Source organism: Flavobacterium sp. J27, assembly GCF_004303025.1.
GTDB lineage: Bacteria > Bacteroidota > Bacteroidia > Flavobacteriales > Flavobacteriaceae > Flavobacterium.
In genome coordinates this window covers 208,586-234,605 of record NZ_PJQW01000004.1, presented here as the reverse complement: position 1 = coordinate 234,605, position 26,020 = coordinate 208,586, and the positions used below count along the sequence as shown (strand labels likewise).

General features: G+C 29.2%; 21 protein-coding genes. 7 read left to right on the top strand and 14 right to left on the bottom strand.

Annotation, left to right across the window (positions count from 1 at the left end; genetic code table 11):
- Window positions 1-112 precede the first annotated feature (112 nt).
- From CX675_RS07445 to CX675_RS07435, 3 genes are all read left to right on the top strand, one after another.
- Window positions 113-628, top strand: coding sequence for a hypothetical protein (locus CX675_RS07445; protein ID WP_240723609.1), 516 nt, complete (start codon window positions 113-115; stop codon window positions 626-628).
- A 708-nt stretch (window positions 629-1,336) separates the two neighbouring features.
- A complete protein-coding gene (locus tag CX675_RS07440; RefSeq protein WP_130734596.1) occupies window positions 1,337-2,143 on the top strand; it encodes a sensor histidine kinase in 807 nt (268 codons plus the stop codon).
- Window positions 2,112-2,765: a response regulator transcription factor gene (locus tag CX675_RS07435; protein ID WP_130734595.1), complete on the top strand. Its 654-nt coding sequence runs from the start codon at window positions 2,112-2,114 to the stop codon at window positions 2,763-2,765. Before CX675_RS07440 ends, CX675_RS07435 begins: the two co-directional genes overlap by 32 nt.
- Window positions 2,766-2,770: 5 nt before the next feature.
- Here the strand turns inward: CX675_RS07435 and CX675_RS07430 are convergent, their stop codons facing one another.
- From CX675_RS07430 to CX675_RS07385, 10 genes are all read right to left on the bottom strand, one after another.
- On the bottom strand, window positions 2,771-3,229 hold the full coding sequence (locus CX675_RS07430) for a hypothetical protein (protein WP_130734594.1): 459 nt from the start codon (window positions 3,227-3,229) through the stop codon (window positions 2,771-2,773).
- Window positions 3,230-3,303: 74 nt separating this feature from the next.
- Window positions 3,304-6,279 (bottom strand): protein translocase subunit SecDF, encoded by a 2,976-nt coding sequence (secDF, locus tag CX675_RS07425; protein WP_130734593.1) that lies wholly within the window; start codon window positions 6,277-6,279, stop codon window positions 3,304-3,306.
- Between the two features lie 180 nt (window positions 6,280-6,459).
- A complete protein-coding gene (gene mdh, locus CX675_RS07420; RefSeq protein WP_130734592.1) occupies window positions 6,460-7,392 on the bottom strand; it encodes a malate dehydrogenase in 933 nt (310 codons plus the stop codon).
- Window positions 7,393-7,417: 25 nt separating this feature from the next.
- Entirely contained in the window at window positions 7,418-8,416 is a 999-nt protein-coding gene (locus CX675_RS07415; RefSeq protein WP_130734591.1) for a DUF6588 family protein, read from the bottom strand.
- The gene (gyrB, locus tag CX675_RS07410; protein ID WP_130734590.1) at window positions 8,417-10,357 is read right to left on the bottom strand and encodes a DNA topoisomerase (ATP-hydrolyzing) subunit B; all 1,941 of its coding nucleotides are present in this window, start codon (window positions 10,355-10,357) and stop codon (window positions 8,417-8,419) included.
- Between the two features lie 290 nt (window positions 10,358-10,647).
- Entirely contained in the window at window positions 10,648-12,330 is a 1,683-nt protein-coding gene (asnB, locus tag CX675_RS07405) for an asparagine synthase B (protein ID WP_130734589.1), read from the bottom strand.
- Between the two features lie 237 nt (window positions 12,331-12,567).
- A complete protein-coding gene (locus tag CX675_RS07400) occupies window positions 12,568-13,017 on the bottom strand; it encodes a GreA/GreB family elongation factor (RefSeq protein ID WP_130734588.1) in 450 nt (149 codons plus the stop codon).
- A 144-nt stretch (window positions 13,018-13,161) separates the two neighbouring features.
- Window positions 13,162-13,983, bottom strand: a complete 822-nt coding sequence (locus CX675_RS07395; RefSeq protein ID WP_130734587.1) for a T9SS-dependent choice-of-anchor J family protein — start codon at window positions 13,981-13,983, stop codon at window positions 13,162-13,164.
- Between the two features lie 289 nt (window positions 13,984-14,272).
- Window positions 14,273-16,030 carry a TonB-dependent receptor gene (locus CX675_RS07390; protein ID WP_130734586.1) on the bottom strand — a complete coding sequence of 586 codons (1,758 nt, stop codon included), beginning with the start codon at window positions 16,028-16,030 and terminating at the stop codon, window positions 14,273-14,275.
- A 61-nt stretch (window positions 16,031-16,091) separates the two neighbouring features.
- Window positions 16,092-19,103 carry a tetratricopeptide repeat protein gene (locus CX675_RS07385; RefSeq protein WP_130734585.1) on the bottom strand — a complete coding sequence of 1,004 codons (3,012 nt, stop codon included), beginning with the start codon at window positions 19,101-19,103 and terminating at the stop codon, window positions 16,092-16,094.
- A gap of 189 nt (window positions 19,104-19,292) precedes the next feature.
- On the opposite strand from CX675_RS07385, the gene CX675_RS07380 reads away from it, so the two are divergent.
- Window positions 19,293-19,976: a cell division ATP-binding protein FtsE gene (locus tag CX675_RS07380; RefSeq protein WP_130734584.1), complete on the top strand. Its 684-nt coding sequence runs from the start codon at window positions 19,293-19,295 to the stop codon at window positions 19,974-19,976.
- A gap of 2 nt (window positions 19,977-19,978) precedes the next feature.
- Here CX675_RS07380 and CX675_RS07375 read toward each other — a convergent pair whose 3' ends face one another.
- Window positions 19,979-20,794, bottom strand: coding sequence for a 2OG-Fe(II) oxygenase (locus tag CX675_RS07375; protein ID WP_130734583.1), 816 nt, complete (start codon window positions 20,792-20,794; stop codon window positions 19,979-19,981).
- A 49-nt stretch (window positions 20,795-20,843) separates the two neighbouring features.
- Here CX675_RS07375 and CX675_RS07370 point away from each other — a divergent pair, with 49 nt between their 5' ends.
- Together CX675_RS07370 and CX675_RS07365 are read left to right on the top strand one after the other, a co-directional pair.
- Window positions 20,844-21,722, top strand: coding sequence for a glycosyltransferase (locus tag CX675_RS07370; RefSeq protein WP_130734582.1), 879 nt, complete (start codon window positions 20,844-20,846; stop codon window positions 21,720-21,722).
- Between the two features lie 5 nt (window positions 21,723-21,727).
- Entirely contained in the window at window positions 21,728-22,459 is a 732-nt protein-coding gene (locus tag CX675_RS07365; protein WP_130734581.1) for a bifunctional 2-polyprenyl-6-hydroxyphenol methylase/3-demethylubiquinol 3-O-methyltransferase UbiG, read from the top strand.
- Here the strand turns inward: CX675_RS07365 and CX675_RS07360 are convergent.
- Window positions 22,452-23,522: a glycosyltransferase gene (locus tag CX675_RS07360; protein WP_165395996.1), complete on the bottom strand. Its 1,071-nt coding sequence runs from the start codon at window positions 23,520-23,522 to the stop codon at window positions 22,452-22,454. The two genes, CX675_RS07365 and CX675_RS07360, sit on opposite strands and share 8 nt — an antisense overlap.
- Complete coding sequence (locus CX675_RS07355) at window positions 23,519-24,613, bottom strand: glycosyltransferase (RefSeq protein ID WP_130734579.1); 1,095 nt, start codon at window positions 24,611-24,613, stop codon at window positions 23,519-23,521. Before CX675_RS07355 ends, CX675_RS07360 begins: the two co-directional genes overlap by 4 nt.
- 29 nt (window positions 24,614-24,642) lie before the next feature.
- Between CX675_RS07355 and CX675_RS07350 the strand changes: the two genes are divergently transcribed.
- Entirely contained in the window at window positions 24,643-25,536 is an 894-nt protein-coding gene (locus CX675_RS07350; RefSeq protein ID WP_130734578.1) for a glycosyltransferase family A protein, read from the top strand.
- Here the strand turns inward: CX675_RS07350 and CX675_RS07345 are convergent, their stop codons facing one another.
- Entirely contained in the window at window positions 25,537-25,941 is a 405-nt protein-coding gene (locus CX675_RS07345; RefSeq protein ID WP_130734577.1) for an FdtA/QdtA family cupin domain-containing protein, read from the bottom strand.
- Between the last annotated feature and the right edge of the window lie 79 nt (window positions 25,942-26,020).

Genomic DNA, 26,020 nt, shown 5'->3' with positions numbered 1-26,020 from the left:
ACAAGAAATGATATCCTAAAAATATATAGTATAAAAAAGGGGGATTTTCCCCTTGTACGATTTTGGCATTACAAATACATTTGCCTCATAAACTTAAATAAATAAAACAATTATGAAAAAATTTAACTATGGTCTATTAACTAGTTTATTTTTGATTTTTTTGTTTCAATCTTGCACAGAAGTGGAAGTTAAACACGATGAGCCAACACAGTTAATATCTAATGATGTAGCTAAAGAATTGAATCAAAATTACAATAGAACTAGACATGCATTAATATCACAAAGCATTAATAAAGAAGACGCAAATTCAACTTGGTATTCTATAAAAGAATTAGAAAATTACATCTATTATATTAAGAGAGAAGGCAAGAACAAAGGTTATGATGTTGATGGTATTCGTTTTTATTTAGGCGCCTATCCAAATACCTCTCAGTATAGTCATAAGGCTAATATGACTACCATTTTTTTAACACCAACAGGTAAAAAAGTAGATGTTCAAAAAGGAAGCGTATTAAACCTTCCAACTATGATGCAAACGGAAGAAGAAAATCCAGATGTAGATGAATTAAGTCCGATGAATTTTGGTACAATGGGACATCCTCCAAAAGCCATTTATCCATCAAATTAAAATATCAAATTACTTTATCAATAGAATTAAAGGTGTTTGCTTTTAATTCTATTGCTTTTTTTTTAAAATATCATCAAAAGAATTAATGTTAGAAAATTTAAGATATTTCCCATTTGTTTTCGCCTTAATTTCGGCTGTTATTGGTCTACTCAATTGGTCAAAACTACCCAATTATAAATCAAAATTATTTCTTTTTACAATAATTTTAGGGGCAATAACTGAAATTTTAGGTGTTTATTTTACGGATTGGACAGGTCTATTAAATTACTATGTTTTTAATATTTATATTATTATTCTTTTTTTCATATATTTTTTTATTATTGGAAAAATCTTAAAAAAATACAAAAATAAAATAATTTCATTTTTATTGATTTGCATTTATTTCATTGGTGTTATAATTAGTTATGTATGCCATCATGAGAAGTTTGGGACAACAATACTTTCAGAAATATATGCTTTTGCTGTTTTGTTTTTCATTATACTTTCATTATTATATTTAATCGAATTATTTAATTCTAGCAATATTTTAAATTATAAAAAGTCAATCTTTTTTTGGTTTATCTTAGGAAACTTATTGTTTCACGTGCCTTTTTTGCCTTTTATGCTATCTTTAGAATGGTTTTTGATTGAATATAAAATATCAATATATTGGGTAATCATATTCATTCTTAATTTAATAATGAATAGTTGTTTTATAATAGGCTTTATATGGACAGAGAAGAAATACAATTATTAGTCATTTCGTTAAGTATTGTATTTTTTACTTTACTTGTCATTTTATTTGTTTTATTTTTCTTTTTTCAGAAGAAAAAAACACAATTTTTGATTGATAAAATGGAATCTGAAATTCATTTTCAATCTGAACTTATCAAAACACGAGTAGAAATAAAAGACCAAACATTAACGGAAATAAGCAAAGAACTACATGACAATATTGGTCAAATTATTTCTGTTGCTATTATGCAATTAAATATGTATGCTCAAAAAGAAGAAACTGTTAGCAAAGCTGAACTTCTGGAAGTTAAAACGGTTATGGCAAAATCGTTAGACGAAATACGAATTTTATCAAGAATTATTAATAAAGATAATCTAATAAATACTAACTTTATTGAATCTATTGAAAATGATTTCAAAAGAATAGAAAAATTAAAAAATATAGACTGTAAATTGAACATTAATTGCGAATTCCCTAAAATAAATATAGAACATGAATTAATTTTATATCGTATTTTTCAGGAATCTATACATAATAGTCTCAAACATTCTTCGAGTAAAAAAATAGAAATGAACATTAATTGTAATGAAGACCTACTCACAATTAATTTAAAAGACTTTGGTATTGGTTTTGATTCTAATCAAAATCACAAAGGCTTAGGTTTAAATAATATCAAGTTTAGAGCAAAATTGATTGGCGCCAATTTGACTCTAAATTCAAATGAAAACGGAACTGAAATTTTCTTACAATACAACTTAAACAAACAAAATGAAGACAAAGAAAAAAGTAATAATAATTGATGATCATTTATTATTCTCTCAATCATTAAAATATCTAATTAATAGTTTTAATGATTTTATAGTAGTTGATAATTATGAAAATGGCAAAGATTTTATTGATAGTGTACAGGCTAACAAAATTGACACAGATGAGATTGAATTAGTCCTTTTGGATGTTAACATGCCTGTTTTAGATGGCCTTAAAACCATGGAGTGGATTAAGAGCAATAGAGAAGATTTAAAAGTGATTGCATTGTCTGTAAATGATGATGAAGAAACTATTATTAAAATGATTAAACATGGTGCTAAAGGGTATCTTTTAAAAGATACTTCTCCTCAAATATTTGAAGAAGCCTTAAAAACGGTTTCTGACAAAGGTTTTTTCTTTACAGAATTAGTTTCTGGACTTTTAGTAAATCGTTTGGATAATAATAATCAAAAACACGAATTAAAAGACAAGGAAATTGTGTTTATTAAACATGCATGCACAGAAAAAACATACAAAGAAATTGCAGATGAAATGTGCTTAAGCCCAAAAACCATTGATGGTTACAGAGAAAACTTATTTTGTAAATTAGAAATAAAAACCAGAATTGGGTTAGTTCTTTATGCCATAAAAAACAAAATTGTTTGTATTGAATAGAACTTTTACTTTGTAACTTGTATACCTACACCCAGTACATTTGGCAAATATGCTGCATTGAATTTATTGGTTATAATTACTAGATAAGTTCCTTTTTGAAAAAGAGTATTATTTTTAATGTTATAATATAAGTCACAAACATCTCCAGAACAATCTGCTATGTCTTCTCCTTTTTCATTTTTTATTTTTAAATTGATAGGCAGTATTTCAGTATGACCATCAGGGTAAGTAATACCTACTTGTAATGGTATAGCATCAAATTGAAAATCAAAAATATGACCAAAATGTAACGCTAAATTAGCATTTTCATCTTTTTCCAAAGTAAACGTAAACGATCTACTATCATTTGATTCCCAATGATTTTTTTCAAAATTAGAATCAAAATCTCTATAAATACGGTTTTTGTCACATGATTGAAAAATAATCATGAATAATACAGCAATTAAGTAATGCAATTTCATCATCTTTAATTTTTTTTAAATATAAAAAAAAGACCTGAATATTCAGGCCTTTTATATAATGAATAATTCTAATATTATTATTCCTCTTTTTTAAATTCAGCCATTTTTTTAGCTTCTTTCTTACTCATGGTATCATTCATTACTGGTGTAGCAACGAATAAAGAAGAATAAGTACCCACTAAAATACCCACTAAAATAGCAAATACGAAACCTCTAATCGTTTCACCACCAAAAATAAAGATAGCAATTAATACAACCAAAGTGGTAGCAGAAGTATTGATTGTTCTACTTAAAGTTGAATTTAAGGCTTTATTTACCAATGCTTTAAAATCAGAAGAAGAATTGTAATCCAAATACTCTCTCACACGGTCAAATACAATTACAGTATCATTTAATGAATAACCAATAACCGTTAAGATTGCAGCAATGAAAGCTTGGTCAATCTCCATATTGAAAGGCAATATCGTATAAAAGAAAGAGAAAATCCCTAATACAATAATTACGTCGTGTGCAACTGCTATTACAGCACCAAGTCCAAACTGCCATTTTCTAAATGAAATCATTAAATAAAGGAACACTACTAATAAAGATCCTAAAACCGCCCATAATGAATTGGTTTTAATATCTTTTGATATAGTACCCGATACTTTAGAAGAAGACATGATACCCACTTGTTTTCCTTCGTAAAGGTTCACAAAATTTTCTTTTGTTAAATTTGATGGTAAATATTTTTGTAAAGCTTCAAATAATTTTTGATTTACTTCTGCATCTACTCCTTCACCTTCTTCATCTACTTTATATTTTGTAGTAATCTTTAATTGCTTGTCATTACCATAGATTTTAGCTTCAGCACTTTCAAAAACGGCTACTAAATCTTTAGTAACTTCTGGTGCAGAAACTGATTTATCAAAACGAACTTGATATGTTCTACCTCCAACAAAATCAACACCATAATTAAGTCCTTTAGAAACTAATGAAAAGATACTTAAAGCAATTAGAATTCCTGAAACTGCATAAGCAATTTTACGTTTTCCTAAGAAATCAAAGTTTAAGTTTTTGAACCAATTTTTAGTTACTGATGTTGAAAATGCAATATTTTCATTTCTTGATAAACTCCAATCTAAGAATATTCTAGTAATGAATACAGCAGTAATTAAAGAAGTAAGAATACCAATTAATAAAGTTGTTGCAAAACCTTTAATTGGTCCTGTACCTAAAACGAATAAAATTAATGCCGTTATGAAAGTAGTAACGTTTGCATCTACAATAGATGACATAGCTCCTTTCCATGTGTATGAATAACTAACCGCTTCTTCTACAGTTTTACCAGCATCAAGTTCTTCTTTAGCTCTTTCATAAATGATTACATTCGCATCAACAGCCATACCAATAGTTAATACGATACCCGCAATACCTGGTAATGTTAATACAGCACCAAAACTAGCTAAAGCTCCAAAAATGAATAAAATGTTAACTAATAACGCAAGATTTGCATAGAAACCAGCTTTACCATAGTAAACAACCATCCATAATAATACTAAAGAGAAACCAATAATGAAAGACATGAAACCGCTATCAACAGCCTCTTGTCCTAAAGATGGTCCCACAACTTCAGATTGAACAATATCAGCAGCAGCTGGTAATTTACCTGCTCTCAATACGTTAGCTAAATCTTTTGTTTCAGTTACTGAAAAACTTCCTGAAATTTCAGAACGTCCACCTGAAATAGCTCCTTTACTTACCCCAGGAGCAGAATAAACAATATTATCTAATACAATAGCAATAGCATTTCCTTGTTGAGAAACTTTGCCTGTTAATTTTTCCCACTCTTTAGATCCAGCACCATTCATTTGCATTGAAACGGCAGGTTTTCCTAATTGATCAAAAGTATCTGTAGCATCTACAATAACACCTCCACTAATAGGAGCTTTACCGTCTTTCCCTGTTCTTTTTAAAGCATATAATTCTACAATCCCAGGTGTTTTTTCATTTTCTTTACCCCAAACAAATTTTACATTTGCAATAGCATTTGGTAAAGTTCGGACAACATCTTTTCTTCTTAAATAGTTACCAATTGTTTCAGTATCTGCTACTTTAGCATAACCTAAAACAGAATATCCAGGTTGTTGTGTAATTTGTATTTTATCAAATAAAGGATTTACCTGAACAGCAGTAGAATCTGCATTATCAGTTAATAAAGCATCTAAATCTGTTGCTGTTGAATCTTTAACAGTTGAATCTTTAGCAACTTCTTTAACTTCTTCTTTTACTATTTCCGTTTTTTTCAAAACTTCATTAGCGGAAATTAAATAATTTGCTACTTCATCAATTTTATAGGTTTCCCAAAATTCTAACTTAGCAGTTCCTTGTAATAATTTTTTAATACGATCTACATCTTTAGCTCCTGGTAATTCTACTAAAATTCTTCCAGAATTACCTAACATTTGAATGTTTGGTTGTGTTACACCAAATTGATCGATACGTTTTCTTAATACTTCAAAAGCACTTTCTACAGATTCAGCAACTTTTTTCTTAATGATAGGCTCTACTTGAGCATTTGTCATGTTTAACTCTATCTCTTTATCTAAATTTCTATTTCTAAAAATATCAACGTTAGATAATTGAAGTTTTGCTCTATTAGCTTCTGCAAAAAATGCATCTATATAATCCTGATTCCCTTGTTGGTTTTTCTTAGCTTCTTCTAAAACTTTTAAAAAGTCTCTATTCGAAGTTTCATTAGCTAAACCAAATAAAATATCTTTAACCGATATTTGAAGGATAACGTTAAGACCTCCTTCAAGGTCAAGACCTTTGTTAATTTGATTATTTCTTACCTCTTCATAAGTATTCCAAAGAAAAACTTTTTCTTTACTTTTTGCTAAAGAATCTAGATAAGATACTTCTTTTTGAGTTTGAATTTCTTGTGGAAACTGACTTGCATAACTCTTTGCATCTTTCTCAATTCCATTTGCTACGAATGTAAAAGATAATTGGTAAATACATACCAAAGCAAAGATAATTGCGAAAAATTTAATTAGTCCTTTATTCTGCATTACTACTAAAATTAATTATTCTATATTTTTATAAAAACGGACAAATATATAATTTACAATAGGATTAACCAATTTTATTTCTTAATAAAATTGGTTTTTATTAATAATTTCCTGTTGAAAACTACATATAAAAAAACTGCCAAATTAAAATGACAGTTTTAACACTTGATTCTGAATATCTTATAATACAGATTTTAAATCTGCATTCATATTTCTAACTGCATCTGCACTCTTCGCAAATAATACTTTTTCAGCGTCATTTAATTGAATATCTACAATTTCTTCCACACCATTCTTTCCGATAATACATGGTACACCTATGCAAATATCATTTTGTCCATATTCGCCTTCTAACATAACTGAACAAGGAATCATTCTTTTTTGGTCATTTAAAATGCTATCTACTAAATAAGCAACTGATGCACCAGGTGCATACCAAGCTGAAGTTCCTAATAAACCAGTTAATGTGGCACCACCAACCATTGTAGAAGCAGCTACTTTATCTAATTCTTCTTGTGATAAGAAATTAGATACTGGAGAACCATTATAAGAAGCTAATCTAGTTAAAGGAATCATGGTTGTGTCTCCATGACCACCTATTACCATCCCTTGTACATCGTTACCTGGTTTTTGTAAAGCTTGAGATAAGTAATATTTAAAACGAGAACTATCTAAAGCTCCACCCATACCGATTACTCTATTTTTAGGTAATCCAGTCGCTTTTAAAGTTAAATAAGTCATTGTATCCATAGGATTTGATACAACTACAATGATAGCGTTTGGAGAATGTGTTAAAACATTATCTGCAACAGATTTTACAATCCCTGCATTGATTCCGATTAATTCTTCACGCGTCATTCCTGGTTTTCTTGGAATACCAGAAGTAATTACTACTACATCACTACCCGCAGTCTTAGAATAGTCATTAGTACTTCCTGAAACTTTTGTATTAAAAACGGTAGTAGTAGCACATTGCATAATATCCATAGCTTTACCTTCAGCAAAACCTTCTTTAATATCTAATAATACTACTTCACTAGCAATTCCTCTGTACGAAATAACGTCTGCACAAGTCGCACCTACGTTACCCGCTCCAACTATTGTTACTTTCATTTTTTTGTTTTTGATTATTTATAAGTTAAAATTGATATTGTACTCCAAAGTTAAGATTCGCAAATTTACCAAAAGCAAATGAACTTTGCAATGCAAATTTGTTGATATGGTATATCCCTGTAATTTCAAAAATAGTATTTATTTTATCTTTTTCTATTCGTGTGAGCAATTCATTAATTATTTGTTGTACAGGAATGATTTCTTCAATACTTCCTTTAGGTCCGTTTACTAAATAATTAAAAGTACTATAATTAAGGATAAAGTTCCCGTTTAAATCTAAATTCTTAAATTCTTTAGAAAAAAGAAGATCCAAATGCCAAGTATCTACAATACCATTAATCCTATTAATTCCTAAATTTCCGTAAGCTGTATTTACATCAAGAAAATCAAAACTAACATCTGCATTAGAATAGATACCTGCAACTGCCAAATGAATTTTCTTGATTTCCCAATTTTTAAAATGTTGACTAAGGTTATATTTCAAACCAGCTCCATATACTTGATAATTTCCTTTTTTTAATTTAGTTTTTGGAGAATACCTACCTATAAATTCAAAACCATAAGGGAGCTCTACACTTGCTTGAAAATAAGGGTATATAATAGTCTCCTGATTGACTCCTTCTGGTGTTTTAAATCGTACGGTCTCTCCTCCTATTTCACCGATTAGAAAATGGGGATCATTATTTCCTAATGCAGTGGGGACTGTTGCTGTTGATGCTCCTTCAATTTCGAAAAATTGAAAATCAGAATTTTTGATTTGGAAATCACGATCTTTATTAGGAACAAAAAAAACATTGGTATGAATACCTAAAGTAACCTCCCATTTTTCTTTCTTTTTAGGAGATAATACCCAACCAGAAGAAGCCTGATAAACTGCAGCATCAGTCATAGGAATAATATACTTTTCTGAATAGAAAAGGGCATCTGTTAACAGATACCCTATTTTCTCTATATCATTAGAGTTTTGTGCTTTTATTTTCGAACAAAATAGTATTGTAATTAAAAAAACAAAAGGGTGCTTCATTTATACATCAATTTTGGCATAAACGGCATTCTTTTCGATGAATTCTCTACGTGGTGGCACCTCATCACCCATCAACATAGAGAAAATTCTATCCGCTTCAGATAAACTATCTATGGTTACCTGACGTAATGTTCTGAAGTCAGGATTTAAAGTGGTATCCCATAATTGTTCCGCGTTCATCTCTCCAAGACCTTTATAACGTTGTATATTAACACCTCCACCCATTTGTTGTGCTATTCTATCTCGTTGATCATCATTCCAAGCGTACTCTTTTTTATTTCCTTTTTTAACTAAATATAAAGGTGGCGCTGCGATATAAACGTGTCCTCCTTCAATTAATTCTTTCATAAATCTAAAGAAGAACGTTAAAATCAGAGTAGAAATGTGAGAACCATCCACGTCGGCATCACACATGATTACTACTTTATGATAGCGCAATTTTGTAAGGTTTAATGCTTTGCTATCTTCTTCTGTACCTACAGTAACTCCTAAAGCGGTAAAAATATTTCTAATTTCTTCATTTTCAAAAACCTTATGTTGCATTGCTTTTTCAACATTAAGAATTTTACCTCTCAATGGTAAAATAGCTTGAAACATCCTATCTCTACCTTGTTTAGCTGTTCCTCCAGCCGAATCTCCCTCGACAAGGAAAATTTCACATTTTGCTGGGTCTTGTTCAGAACAATCGGATAATTTACCTGGTAATCCTCCACCGCCCATAACGGTTTTACGTTGTACCATTTCTCTAGCTTTTTTAGCAGCATGACGCGCTTGAGCGGCTAAAATTACTTTCTGTACAATTATCTTAGCATCATTAGGATTTTCTTCCAAATAATTTTCTAACATTTCAGCTACAGCTTGCGAAACCGGTGAAACTACTTCTCTGTTACCTAATTTAGTTTTGGTTTGCCCTTCAAATTGAGGCTCTGCTACTTTAACAGATATAATTGCAGTTAATCCTTCACGGAAATCATCACCAGAAATTTCAAACTTTAATTTATCTAATAGTCCAGAAGAATCAGCATATTTTTTTAATGTTCTTGTTAACCCCATTCGGAACCCTTGTAAATGTGTTCCTCCTTCATGAGTATTAATATTATTTACATATGAAAATATATTTTCAGAATAACTATCATTGTAAATTAAGGCAACTTCAACTGGAATTTCTCCTTTTTCATTTTCCATTGAAATAACATGACCAATAATGGGCACACGATTACCATCTAAGAATTTAACAAATTCTTTTAACCCTTCTTTAGAATGAAATACTTCAGAAATAAAGTTACCGTCTTTATCTACATTTCTTTTGTCGGTAAGGGTAATTGAAATTCCTTTATTTAAGAAAGACAATTCACGCATACGAGCTGCTAATGTATCATAAGAATATTCTAATGTTTGAGTAAAAATAGTACCATCTGGTTTAAAAGTAACCATTGTACCTCTTTTTTCTGTAGTACCAATTTGTTTAACAGGATATAATGATTTTCCTCTTTCATATTCTTGTTCCCAAGTTTTTCCTTCTCTAAAAACGGTTGCTTTTAAATGATCAGATAAGGCATTCACACAGGAAACCCCAACACCGTGAAGTCCTCCAGATACTTTATAAGAGTCTTTATCAAATTTTCCACCTGCACCTATCTTAGTCATTACTACTTCTAAAGCAGAAATCCCTTCTTTTTTATGGATGTCAACAGGAATACCACGACCGTTATCTTCTACTGATATGGAATTATCTTCATTAATCGTTACAGATATTGTATCACAATATCCAGCTAAAGCTTCATCAATTGAGTTATCAACTACTTCATAAACTAAATGATGCAATCCTCTAACACCAGTATCTCCAATATACATGGAAGGACGCATCCTTACGTGCTCCATTCCTTCTAAAGCCTGAATACTGTCTGCTGAATAATTGGTTTTCTTATTTTCTTCACTCATATTTTAATTCTTAAAACTCATTATGTTTAACAGACAAATATAACCATATTCAAAAAAATTTAAGTCACAATCATTTGTTTTTCCCTAGAAGTTATTAACAAATGTTGAAAATTTCAATTTTAAGATGGTTTTAAGCTAAAAAAAACAAAAAAACGTCAACGAGTACCGTTGACGTTTTAAAAACAAACCATAACCAAGATATTTAAATCACATCTTAATTCTTAACTCCATCATTTTTCGATGCTTTTGGGAACACTTAAAAATGAACTCTATATTTAATACTCTGATTTTTAAACTTTAACCAATTTCACATAGGCATCGTCATGTACATTAGCAACTGCTCTGCCTGAAGGATCATTTAAGTTTTTAAAAGCTTCATCCCATTCTAAAGCAATTTTGGTACTACAAGCTACACTAGCCTCTTGTGGCACACTTAAAGCCGCTGCATCACTAGGAAAATGCTCTGCAAATATGGAACGATAATAATACTCCTCTTTTGAAGTTGGTGTTTGAATAGGGAACTTATATTTCGCATTTGCCAATTGTTCATCTGTAATTTCTTTGGCAACCAACTCTTTTAAAGTATCAATCCAACTATATCCAACTCCATCACTAAACTGTTCTTTTTGTCTCCAAGCTACACTTTCTGGTAGCATGTCTTCAAATGCTTTTCTCAACACCCATTTTTCCATACGTTCTCCATTAATCATTTTATCTTGTGGATTAATTCGCATGGCTACATCCATAAATTCTTTATCTAAAAATGGAACACGTCCTTCAATTCCCCATGCTGCTAAACTTTTGTTAGCTCGTAAACAGTCATACATATGTAATTTACTCAATTTACGAACGGTTTCTTCATGAAATTCTCTTGCATTAGGTGCTTTATGAAAATACAAATAACCACCAAACAATTCGTCAGAACCTTCACCCGATAAAACCATTTTAATTCCCATTGATTTAATCACACGTGCCATTAAATACATTGGAGTTGAAGCTCTAATGGTAGTTACATCATAGGTTTCAATATTATAGATTACATCGCGAATGGCATCTAAACCTTCTTGAATCGTAAATTTAATTTCATGATGAATGGTACCTAAATGATCCGCTACTTTTTGAGCCGCTTTTAAATCAGGTGAACCCTCTAAACCCACCGCAAAAGAATGCAATTGTGGATACCATGCATCTGCTTTATCTTCTGATTCAATCCTTTTTTGAGCATACTTTTTAGCAATAGCAGAAGTAATGGAAGAATCTAAACCTCCTGAAAGCAGAACTCCATAAGGTACATCACTCATTAATTGTCTTTTTACTGCAGCTTCTAAGGCTGTTTTTATAGCCTCAATACTCGTTGCATTCTCTTTTACAGCTTCATATTCTGTCCATTCTCTATGGTACCATTTTACAAATTCTCCGTCTTTACTTGACATATAATGTCCTGGAGGAAATAATTCAATTTTAGTACAATATCCTTCTAAAGCTTTTAATTCAGAAGCTACATAAAATGTTCCGTTTTGGTCCCAACCAATATATAAAGGAATAATTCCCATGTGATCACGAGCAATGAAATACTCATCTTTTTCCACGTCATAGATAGCAAACCCAAAAATCCCATTCATTTCATCTACAAAATGCACTCCTTTTTCTTTGTATAAAGCTAAAATTACTTCACAATCGCTTTCTGTTAAGAATTCATATTTACCTTCAAATTGCTTGCGTAATTCTCTGTGATTGTAGATTTCACCGTTAGCCGCTAAAACTAAACTTTTATCTTTTGTAAATAAAGGTTGCTTTCCAGAAGCTGGATCAACAATAGCCAAACGCTCATGCGCTAAAATAGCTTTATCATTACTATATATTCCACTCCAATCTGGACCTCTATGACGAATAATTTTTGACATTTCTAAAACTTGAGGTCTTAATACCTCAGCTTTTTGTTTTAAATCGAAAGCACATACAATTCCGCACATTTTATTTCTATTTTATAAAGTTGATACGTTTAAAAGTGTAATCTTAAACGTGATTATTATTTCATTGATGAAGCAAATTTGATATATTAACTATAAAATATAAACTATAAATAAATTATTAGTTATAATTTAAAACTTAAAATAGTAATATAATTACAAAAAAGAAGTCAAAAAGGTGTTTTTTATTGCAGTAAGTTACAATTTATAAAAAAACCACTCCTAGGAGTGGTTTCAAATTTATTCTATTTCTAAGATTCTATAAGTAGCAGTATTAAATTGAACTTCATCATTTACTTTCTTACCTATTAATTGTCTTCCTAAAGGAGATTGTGGAGATAGTGCAATTATTTCTTTCTCTTGAATTTTTATTTTTGGTAGTGCTTGACTGATAAAAAATGTTAGTGAATGCGTATACACCAAACTTCCTAAACTAACGACTACATTCTTTTTGGCAATATCAATACTATCTAAAATGGCTTTTTGCTCTAAAGCTTCTTTCACTTTCTGGTTTAATTTTTCTTGTTCCAAATGCATCATCGACAAAGCCGTTTCATGTTTATCTCCTGCAGAACCTTTGGCATCATTTTGAGCATCAATTGCTAAATCGGTAATTTGAGAACGAAGTACATTTATTTTCTCTTCAATTAATTGATTGTAATGAGAATAAATTTTTAGTTTTAGAGTCAAGATAAAAATAATATAATTTTCAAAAGTGAATATTTTAAAGAATTGTCAATTATAGCATTAAAATTAAAAATAATACAAGCCTAAAAAAGAGATTATATATTAAATACAGATTTTCATTTTAGTACTTCATTAGTTTTTAGAAACTTACTCTTTAATAAACTTTACTGTATCACCATTTTCAAATTCAATAAAATATATTCCCGCTTTCAGGTATTGTATATTAATTAACTGATTATTAGATATATTTCCACTACTTATTTTTGAACCAACAACATTATAAATTATATAATTTTCAGTTTCTTCTAAACCAGAAATAGTAATATTATCACTTGAAGGATTTGGATACAATTTCAAACTCCTTATTTCTTTATTAAATTCTTCATTACTCAAAGTTCCTATATTAATATTAATATTATCAATGTAAAGTAATTGACCATAACCACTAATATTAATAAAAGCAATTTTAACATCACTTGCATTATCGTATGCAGACAAATCAACTGTTTCAGTTCTCCACTGAGTTGGTGTTGGAATAAATTCTGTGGTTGTTTCATCTGGAGCAGTTGCTAAGTCAGAACATGATTTATCATACACTTGGGTGTAACTGGTATTATTATCAATTGACACTGCAACAACGAGCTGATCACAGTAATCAACATCGTATCTTGCATAAGCAACATCAAAACTAAGTATAGCCCCTTCATTAAAATTCATAAGAGGTGTAACAACCCAATCATAGTTTCCATTTTCATTACTAGTATAATTATCAAAATAAATAGAACCATTTCCTATACCAAAGCCACTTGCTGTTGAAGTGTATTGCCATTGCGTATCTGCATCAGAGTTATATATTGTAAGATTTGAAGGCATAACCCCAGATTCAAAGGATTCACTATAATTTTGCGCATTTAAGCAATTTAAATTAGTCAATAATGCTATTAAAAGCAGTAAGTAAAATTGTTTCATAAATAACCTTTTTATATGTTAAATTAGTTCAGCAATTTATTTATAAATTTTGTAAATGCAAACTAACTTCAAAATTTAACAAGAATTATTCACAATTATACTTCTCTATTTTATAAGATTTTGCAAAATTTCCTTAATTTTTGACCTTTGTTTAAAATTATTCTTTATAAAATATTGTTTATAAAACTTTTAGCTTATTATAGCAGATGCTTTTTTAGATTCACACTTCTAATACAATAAAAAAGCACACAAAATAAATTGTGTGCTTATGTTATTTTTTAATTACAAATTAAAAATCAAATTTATAATTTGCGCCTAACAATACTTGAACTCCTTGTACAGGATAGTTAGCCCAACGGTTGTATTGTTGGTTCGCTAAATTATTCCCTTTTAAAAAGGCTGTTAATCTATCGTTGTATTTATAACCAACATGTGCATTTAAATCGAAATAACTATCTAAAGTTACTTCTTGTAGTTGATATTCTGGTGGAAAAACAGCAGCCACACTTTGAATAGAAACTCTATCTTTTCTTTCTCCAACAAAGAAAATATTAGCACCAGCGTACCATTTGTCAGTAATATCAAAATCTAAGGTTGTTCCAATATTTAACTGTGGTAAATTCCATGCTTCCGCTTGGTTATCTGTGGTATAATTATTATAGGTTCCATTAATTCCAAAACTTACATGTTTTGAAAAATCGGCTTTTATTTCTCCAAAAATACTAGCTGTTTTTACATTATCATAAACCACTTCAAAAGAATTTCCATTGGTATACCCTTCTGTATTTGGGTTATCAAAAACATATTCATTACTTACAAATAAAGGCTTGTAATCTTCATTTTTAAAAGTACCTCTCACATTAAACGCTACTGCATTTGCTAATTTTCCTTTCAAACCAACATAAATATCATATTTGTTATCTGTTGGTCCTACTAATAAAGTAGGAGAAACAAACGGATTTTGATCTACAAATTCTGCATAGGAATTTTGGTTTAATCCTCCTTCTGCTCCTGCATAACCTACTAAAATATCACCTACAATTCTATAAGATGCTTTTACATTTGGGTATACGAAAATTTTTCCGTCACTTTCCCCATTAATTTTCCCAGTGGTATAAAATACACCCACACCCAGATTAACGGATAAATCATCTTGTTGGTATAAAATACTTGGTTTTGTTCCAAAAATAACATGACTATATTTGATTTCGTTTGTGCCTTGGAAATCCTTTTCAAAAGTACCGCCTACATAGTCTACAATAAAATTAGCTTTGATTTTTTGTTCCATGACATCAATATCAAAATTTGGTTTTACCAAAAAACGATTTTCGCCTGAACCAAAAGCATCAGAAAAACGCTTAAATTGTAAACTAGCTTCGTTTAAAAAGCTTTTATCCATACTTAGTTTCCCACTCAAGGAAATTGTATTATACGATTGTTGTGGATCAATAGCTCTAATCGCATCATCAGTAAATGTAATATTCTCTATTGGCAAACCATACCAATTGTAAATTTGATTTTTCAAACCTAAATCTACATTCCAACTCATGTCTCTTTCTCTAGAACCATAAGTAACATCTAAACTAGTATTATAATATTTATCATCTAATACGGCATCTTTTATTCCTCCTTGAGAAGATAGATGGCGTAACATTCCACCCACATAACTATTTCTACCAAAATTTTCAGTAATAAACAATTCGCCATTCGCAGTAGCATAAGTACCAAAACCTAGAGTTGCATAATTTCTGTAGATTTTTTCTCTTTCAGTTTTATCAACAGCGGCTGCTTTTCCTTTGGCAGGTGTAAAAGTTGAAGCTACTGGAAAAGAAAAGATATTATATTTAATTTCTTCTTTTTGCATGTTATCTTCATCTTCCAAAACAGGGGTTTCTTTTACCTTAAAGGCATCAGAGATAGTTGGTGTATAGGCTTTTACAATATTCACCACTTCCGAACCTATGTTTTCGTCTTTTACTTGAGAAAAGGAAGCATAGGAAAGGAATAAAGCTAGGGTTGTTGAAAAATATATTTTGATTTTGCTCATATTTTATATTTTTTAATTGTCTTTATTTGGTTACCCAAAAGAACACAATAATAGAAACGAATTAATTTGATATTGATGAATTTGTTTTAGACTCTTCTGCCTTGATTTTAGCTAATTCAGTTTTAGCTTCTTCAATAACATCTGGATAATCGGTAAAGTTTTTGATAACACTATCTAGAATATAAGTCGCTTGAAAGCTATCTTTTAAACCGTAAAAATTCTTAGCCATAATTACTAATCCTTTGGCACCGTAGTATTTATAACCAGAATAATCTTTAGCTATTTTTTGTACTACCGTATTAGACGCTTCAAAATTACCTTCCTTATTTTTAAAATAAGCATCATAGTATAAAGCTTCAGCAGCAAGTTCTCCTTTAGCAATTTTTAACAAATCGGCATAAGCTTGCTTCGCTTTTGTTTCATCTTTAGTTTTGATTGCTGATCGAGCTACAATAATTTGTGCATCACTTTTAATTCGGTTATCAATTTTATCATTTGCTAAAACACGTTCTGCATAGATAACAGCCTGACTATAATTTTCTTTTTCATAATAAGATTTCATCAAATTAGATTGTGCATACGTAATATTTTGAGGAAAATCGGCTTCAGATTCTAATCGTTTTAAAACAGGAATTGCTTTGTCATAATTAGTTGCTTTTAAATGTACCTGACATAAACGTGCTAAAGCTTGTTCCGTAAATTCGTTCCTTGGTTGATTAATTACATATTCATAATGTTTTACGGTATTACTTTCTAAACCATCGGCATAATACAACTGAGCTAAGTAAAAGTTTGCTTTTAGTGCATGTAACCCATTTGGAAATTTAGCTACATAATTACTAAAACCAGAAATTGCCTGCTTCACATTATTGGTTAAATATTGTTTTTCAGCAGATTCATACGTTGCATTATCTAAATCAGCATCTGAAACCTCAACAAAACTTAATGTTTTTACCCATTGTGAATACTCATCTACCCTACCGTTATCAATATAAATTAAACGAGCAGTTGAAACTGCTTGCAACGATTCTGGAGAATTTGGAAACTCGGCTGCCACTTTTTTGAATTTTACTAAAGCAGGCTCACTTTTGTTGTTATTATAATAAATTAATCCTTGTTTTAAAATAGATTTAGCTACATATGAGCTTGATTTATAATTCGCAATTAATTTATCGTAAGTTGCGATAGCTTTAGATTCATTTTCAATATTTACATACGTATTTCCTAGTTCATATAACGCATCGTCAGCATATTGCGAATTAGGATACGATTTTACAAATTTCTCTAAATCGTCTATTTTTTTATCATTTTTACCAACAAATCCATAACTAATTCCTTTTTGAAAAGCAGCATAATCGGCATTCACACTTTTCATTTCAATAGCTTTATTATAAGCTTCCATTGCAGGCCAATATTTTCCAGAAATAAAGTTACAATCTCCTAATCTCAAATAAGCGTCCGATTTTCTAACGTTATCATTTTTAACCTCTTCAATGAAATTGGTAAAATGATTTATGGCATTTTCATATTCTTTTAGTTTGAAATAAGCATACGCCAAATTATAATTTACATTCGTAATTTCTGGAGTAGATATTGCTTGATTATTATTTATAAATTGTTTGAAGCTTAACATCGCTTCATTGTATTGTTCCAAATTGTATTCGGTTTCAGCTTTCCAAAAAGTAGCGCGAGCAGTAAATTTGGCATCTTTATTTTCTGAAATTGATTTTTTGAATAAATCAAACGCTTGTTGGTAATTACTATCTGTATACAATTCTAGACCTCTGTAGAATAACACTTTTTGATAGGCTAATCTGTTTTCAGGGGTTTTGTTCTTTTCTAATAAACTTAATGCTTCTTTATAATTTTTAGAAGTGATATAAGAACTAATTAGTAGATTATTAATCTCTTGTTTATTAGGCGTATCTGGATATTTACTTAAATAAGCATTGAGTACTTCAGGAACAGACTGATACGGATTACCAATTTCATAACTTAATTTGGCATAATTTAAAAAAGCATCTTCTTGAATTTTAAGATCAAAATCCATTTCTGAAGCTGTTTTAAAGGCATTTAAAGCTTGTTGTTTTTTATTTGTTTTTAAATAACTTTCAGCCAAATGGTAATACGCATTTTGAGCAACAAAATCGTTCCCATTAATGATTTTATTAAATTGAGCAATTGCATTTTCATAATCTTTTTGCTGATAATAAGCATAACCTAATTGATAGTAATCGGTGTTGTTCCATTTACCTCGTTTTCCTCTATATTCAAGTAAATATGGAAGCGCTTTATCATATTGTTTTAAATTAAAGTAACTTTCTCCAATTATTTTAGATAATTCACTTTTCTCAATGGCATTTGATTTTGGCAATTGTTCTAAACCTAATTCTATTGCTTTTTGAAACTTACCTAATTTAAAATTCATATCGGCTTGAAAATAGCCCATTTTTTCCTTGTACTTGTCTTTGTCTTGTACTTGATCAAAATATTGATTGGCATTTTCATAATCGTCGGTTTCATAAGACATATACCCTAAATAGTACTTTGCCTGACTGCCATAAGTTTTGGAATTAATTACTTTATTGAAATACTTAGAAGCCTCCGAAGTGTTTTTTACTGTAAAATACACATATCCTTTTTGAAAATTATATTTTTCCTGATCTTCATAAGACATTGAACTTTCGTCTACTTTATCAAACCATTCTAAAGATTTTGAGTAGCTTCCTTGGTCAAAATAGTAATGTGCAACTTCTATATAAGCTTGATTTTGCTTTGTACTTGTAGGATAATCTTCAACAAATTTTTCAATTAAGTCATCAGCACCCATTTGATTTAAACGTATCGCACAATTAGCAATATAATAAGCACAATCGGCTTTAATTTCCTCGTTAGGAATTGTATTTTTTATTTTATCAAATAAAATTTGAGCCGACTGGTATTGTTTGTCTTTGTATAAAGCTACGGCTCGATTATACTCTTTTAAATCATGAGTGTAAATAGCAGATTGTTGTGCCCAAACATTTGGTATCACAAAAAATAGAAATAAAGAAATTTTTAAGATTTTTATCATTTCGATGGTTTTTTTCATAGACTTCAAAGATACTATTATCTAAAAGTATTAACGAAAGACATTAACATATTATTGTAAATAATTTATAAACAAATTTTTGTTGGAAACCCTATTTTTTCACTTAATTGACGATAAATTTTGATAGCGGTAACTAAGTTATTACATTTACATTTTTAAATACTCTTAACTATGTCACAAAGTATTCTTTCATTAAAAGATATCTCTATTTTTCAAGAAAAAAATCCGGTTTTAACCAATGTTAATTTAGAAGTCAAAAATGGTGAATTTATCTATTTAATAGGGAAAACAGGTTCGGGAAAAAGTAGTTTTTTAAAAACACTTTATGCCGATTTACCTTTAACAATGGGAGAAGGAAGCATCGTAGATTATAATTTAGGTGATTTAAAAGAAAAAGACATTCCATACTTAAGAAGAAAACTAGGAGTGGTTTTTCAAGATTTTAAATTACTTCCAGATCGTAATGTAAAAGAAAATCTATTATTTGTTTTAAAAGCAACAGGATGGACGATTGCTGAAGAAATGAATGTAAAAATAAATGAAGTTTTAGATAAGGTTGGTATGAAAAATTACCAATCAAAAATGCCACATCAACTTTCAGGTGGAGAACAACAAAGAATTGCTATTGCGAGAGCTTTATTAAATAATCCTGAATTAATTTTAGCCGATGAACCAACGGGGAACTTAGATCCACAAACTAGTGTAGAAGTAATGGATGTACTCCGAAAAATTAATAGTACTGGAAAAACCATTATTATGGCTACACATGACTATGCTTTATTGTTAAAATTTCCAGCAAAAACATTAAAATTTGAAGGAGGTCAGGTTTTTGAAGTGGTGCAAAGAACAGTGTAAAATTATTCTTTTTTATAATAGTGAGGGTTTTCTTTAATTCCTTTTTTGAAAATTTTTCTAATATTCATTCTTAAAAAACTATCTGCTTGTAGTAAAATATCAATTATCTTATTTTCTGGTCTACCTCTAAACGAAGTGACATGAAAAAAATCATCTTCTTTTAATGGAGTATCAGAGAAGTAATAATTAGAAATACATTTTCTTTCTACCTCTTTTACAATTGGTGATACCGAATGGAGTGAGTTATTATGAGTAGCCATAACGACTAAACGATTGCATTTACTTTCAATTGTGATAGGTTTTTTTTCTAATCCGTTTGGCCAAAGTTCTAAGTTACCACCGTTTTCAAATTCCCAATTAGGAGAAACATAATACAATAAATTAAATACCCGCCATCTTTCTCTTTCTTTATTATGAGAGTTGTCTAAATGTGGATTTAAAAATTGATTTTTTCGCATTAATGAAATTCCTCCAGCGTATAGTTTATCGTCTGGATATATCTCTTTTAAACCAACAATTTCGCTAATTATATCTACAACTTTTTCGTCCTGAAATGCATATAATACTTCTTCAAGGACTGATGCATACTTATCCATCTGAACACCAATATATTTGTTTTCTCTTATGCTCTTCTTTAAAACCATCTCCTCTACCTTAGGAAAATCGTTATATAATTGCGTTACTATTTCATCCGGTAATAATGCATCAAGAAAAAAATACCCAATTTCGCTTTTGGAATTAATATATTGTTTCTGTAAAAAATCTTTATTTTTAAATATATTTGCAAATATTATTTCAGCAAAATCTTTTCTTTTCATAAACCTTTGTTATTAAACAAATTTAGCAATTTTCAGTAAATAAAAAACTATGCTTTCCATTTTAATTCCTACATATAATTACAATGTTTATCCCTTGGTATTAGAATTAAAAAATCAAGCTGAAAGATTAGCCATTAGTTACGAAATAATTGTTCAAGATGACAATAGCACTACCTTTTTAGAAGAAAACACCTTAATTAACACATTAGGAAACTGCCTATTTGAAGTAAACAAAAAAAATCTTGGAAGGACATTCAATAGAAACATACTTGCTAAAAAATCAAAAAATGAGTTACTGTTATTTTTAGATGCTGATGTTTTCCCGAGCAATGCTACTTTTTTAGAAACTTACATTAACCTAAGTGCTACACATAATGAAACTATATTTGGAGGTTATGAATATGTAAAAAATAAGTATGATGTATCTACTGTTTTGCGTTATAAATATGGTATTGAAAGAGAAGAAAAAGCTGCCTCTATTCGTAATAAAAACCCATATTCTTATGTGTTTTCTGGAAATATGCTTATTCATAAAAGCGTTTTTTTTGAATGTAATTTTAATTTAGAAGAAAACTTATATGGCATGGATAATTATTTTGGATACCAATTATTTAGTCAAAAGAAACCCATTATACACATCGACAATACTATCATTCACAAAGGTTTAGAGACAAATGCTATTTTTTTTGAAAAATGTTTGAATAGTATTCAAAATAGAAAAAAACATTTGGCAAATAAAGAAGGTATAGATAAAGTAAACTCCCTTTTAAAATATTATATACTTATAAAAAAATTAAAACTAACCTCTATAGTTTCTTTTCTTTTTAAGGTTTTTAATAAAAATCTTAAAAAGAAAATAGTGAATGACAATCCTAATCTATTTTATCTTGACATTTATAGATTGGGCTATATCTGTTTTATAAAATAAAAAATATGTACAACAATTTCAAAAGATTGGTTCATTTGATGGTTCCAAAAAGAATGACTTTCAAGATTGAACCTTATTTAAGAGCGGTTTTTTCTATTACTAAAAGAGGTAAAAATCATTGCTGTACAATTTGTAATTTTGAATCTAATGAATGGATTATAATTGAAAATAAAGATTGCTTATGCGCAAGATGCGGAAGTTTATCAAGAGACAGGAGGTTATGGAATATAATTTCAACCCACTATTTAAAAGATAATATCAAAGTATTAGATTTTTCACCATCTAGGCCGCTTTACCGTGCTTGGAAAAAACAGAAAAATATCTTTTACTCTGCTACCGATTTATCTGGTGATTTTATAGCAGATACAAAATACGATATCACTAATATTGCTCAAAAAACGAATTCTTTTGATTTAATTTTATGCTATCATATTTTGGAACATATTATAGACGATAAAAAGGCTATGAATGAGTTATATCGTGTTTTAAATCCAAAAGGCACAATACTTATACAAACACCTTTTAAAGAAGGAGAAATTTATGAAGACTACACGATAACTTCCGAAAAAGAGCGATTAAAACATTTCGGGCAGGCTGATCATGTAAGAATCTATTCAGTAAATGGTTTAAAAGAAAGACTAGAAAACGTAGGGTTTAAGATTGAAATTTTGCAATTTAAAAAAGATGCTTTTTTGGGTTTTTCAGATCATGAAACAGTATTAATAGCCGTTAAATAGTTTGTAACAAATCCTTCCACTTTTTCATAATTACTGAACAATCATATTGCATTGAAGTTCTTTTGGCATGTATTCCTAATCGATCTCTTAACTCTCTATTTTCAATTAGTTGTATACAATTTTCAGCAAATTCTTCTTCATTTCTAGCAATCAAACAATAATTTGAATTTACTAAATCTGTTTTTAATTCAAAACTAACTATAGGTAAACCAAAAGACATGGCTTCCAAAATAACCATTGAAAAACTTTCATAAAAGGAAGGATGCACTAAAAAATCGGAAGTACTATATTGTCTTTCTAAATCATTCACTGGCATTAAAACTTTTACATTTTTTTTTAAATTCAAATCTTCAATTAAAGGATTCAAATTATATTTAGAATCGATTTCACCATATATTTCAAGATAATAATCTGGATGAAGAGCAATCACTTTTTTCCAAATTCTTAATAGTCTATCCCAACCTTTTTCAGGAACTATACGTCCTACTGCAATCACTTTTTTAAATGGTTTCAAATTTAAATTAGGAGCTATTATTTCTTTATTTAATACCACTGGATTAGGAATAACCACTTGCTTATCGTTTGAAATAGATTTGAATTTCAGATTAGAATTCAGTACAACAACCTTATCATATTTGTTTAAAAAATAGCCAATGCTTTTACTTGAAAATAGATCTTTATTCTTATTTCCCATGTATACAAAATTATGATTCGTGGCATGCATTTCGTAAATGCTTTTTATAGTACGAGAAATGAAGAGAGGAACAAACAATCCTTTAAAACCATTATCTGTAACAATAACAACATCGGGCTGATACTTTTTGATGTAGGAAATTATTTCTATAAAAAAAAATATGAATCTGATAATCTTATTTTTTTTTGGAACAAATTTAAATACGATTAAATTGGAGAAATGAAAAAATGTTTTTTGTGAAGCATCATTTGATGAAACGATATGCACTTTATGATTTAATTGTTCAGCAAAATAATTTGCTTTTAATGAAACAACTTTGGCCACACCTCCTGAATTTGTAATGCCTGTGCTTATGTACAAAATTTTCATATTCCTATTTTCATTACTTCTAACCATTGTTTTCCTATGGAATTTAAATCAAATTTTAGCACCGACTTTCTTGCATTTGCTTTACAATAATCATATAAACTTACGTCAGATAATAATCTTTTTATTGCATTAGCTAAAGCGGTTTTATTTTGATTCTCCACTAATAATCCATTATACTCTTGACTAATTATTTCATTAGGGCCTGAATAACAATCGTACGATATCACTGGTATTTCACAATACAAAGATTCTACTAAAACATTTGGAAAACCTTCAAATGCGCTACTCATAACTAAAAGTTTTGCCTTAGCCATATATTTATAAGGATTCTCTTGAAAACCAACAAAGAATACCTTATCATGAATTTGCAAATTTTGGGCTAATGCAATTAATTTTTGTTTCAATTTGCCTTCTCCACAAATCACTAATGGTAAACTAACATTACTTTGATGATAGGCTTCAAGAAGATGATCAAATTGTTTTACATTAGAATCCATTTGCCCAACAGCAAGAATAAAATTATCCTGAAACGCTTCCGTAATTTTTTTATTAGCTAATGTATCTATTATTTCGGTATTAACGGTATTATAAATAGTTTGAACATTATCAAATGCATATTGTTTTTCTATCGCATCTTTTATAAAATTGGAAACAGTAATAATAGCAAAACTTTTTTCATAAATTTTCTGTGCCCAAAACCTATTCAATGGGATATAATGATCCAATGCAGCACTATGTATGGTAAATATAGTTCTACTACTGTATAATAATTTTGCAATTAAAAATTCTTGAAACGGTTTATTTCTAAATCTAAAATCGATAATAAAATCATATTTTTCTTTAGTGAATATTTTTTTCAAAGCAATTAACCTAGAAATCCTATTAAAAATACCTGTTCCTACTTTTAATTTTTGGGTTGCAATTACTTTTCCTTTATACTCATATCCATATTGATCAATAACTGTTATAATATGAGTTTCAATACCTAGGTTATCCAAAAAAATAGATAAATTAGCCATTACGCGCTCGGCTCCTCCTACACCCAACCGATACCCTACTAAAGCAATTTTATACTTTTTTTGAAATTTCATTCCTAATATTTACATTTGAGAAAAAAATCATGTTAAATGATCCTTTGGTTACTGTAATTTGCACTTCTTACAACCATGCTCTTTATGTTGAAAGAAGTTTAAATTCTGTAATTAACCAAGATTACAAAAATATTGAATTAATAATTGTTGACAATGCAAGTCAGGACAATTCTGTTGCAGTCATTGAAAATTGGTTGCAAAAATACCCGTCTACTCTATTCCTAAAAAACACAATAAATATAGGTAATAATAAATCTTTCAATCAAGCTGTTGCACTTTCAAAAGGAAACTATTTAATTGATTTAGCAGCTGATGATGTACTTACAAAAGAAGGAATAACTAATCAAATTCATACTTTTTTAAATAATCCGAATGCAGGATTAGTTTTTGGTAATGCTAAAATAATTGATGAAGACGATCTTTTATTACATTATCATTTCCCAGTTAATACAAATTTAAAAGTAAAGGATACATCTATTTTTAATACTAATTATGAGAGTATTTTAAAAGGGGGTAATTGTATGTGTTCGGTAAGTGGCATGTATAAAAGAATGGTTTTTGAAGAACTAAATGGTTATGATGAAAATTTAGCTTACGAAGATTTAGATTATTGGTTACGTGTTGCTAGAAAACACAACCTTATTTATATCGATTTGCCTTTAGTAGAGAAAAGATTCTTAACAAATTCTCAGTTAAGCCATTTTTATAAAAAAAGTGTATATGAAAAAAGAATCAATTATAGTACGTTTATGATACTAAAAAAAGCTTTTGGTATGAATACTAAAACTAGTGAATACAACGCTTTGTTAAAAAGAATACATCATGAACTCATTCATAATTTTAAATTGAGAAATATTTCTTTAGTGTTTAAGCTAATAATTTTAAAGGTAAAGACGGAGTATAAAATTAGAGTAATGAATTAATTATTTAATTAATTCATTATTTAAACTTAAAAACACTTCAAAATCTCTTATATAATCTTCTTCTTCAAAGACATCTGAAGCAACAACCAAACAAACCGAACCAGAAGAAAAATTTTTTAATTCTCTCCAAATGCCATTTTTTATCAAAAGACCTTCATAAGGTTTATTTAAAGAGACCTTTTGTTCTGCTTTTCCATCATTTAAAATTACATCAAAACTTCCTGATAGCGCTACTAAAAACTCTTGTTGTTGAATATGAGAATGTCCTCCTCTCTCTGCTCCACTTGGCACATCGTAGAGATAATACACTCTCTTAATTTGAAAAGGAACCACATCTTTTTCAATAACTGACAAGTTTCCTCTTCTATCTTCTATCTTAGGAATTGAAATTATTTCTATTTTCATGAATCTTTATTATTTTTCAAAAGTACTTATTCTTAAATCATTTTCTGATACAAAAAACCATGTCTAGATAAAATATACT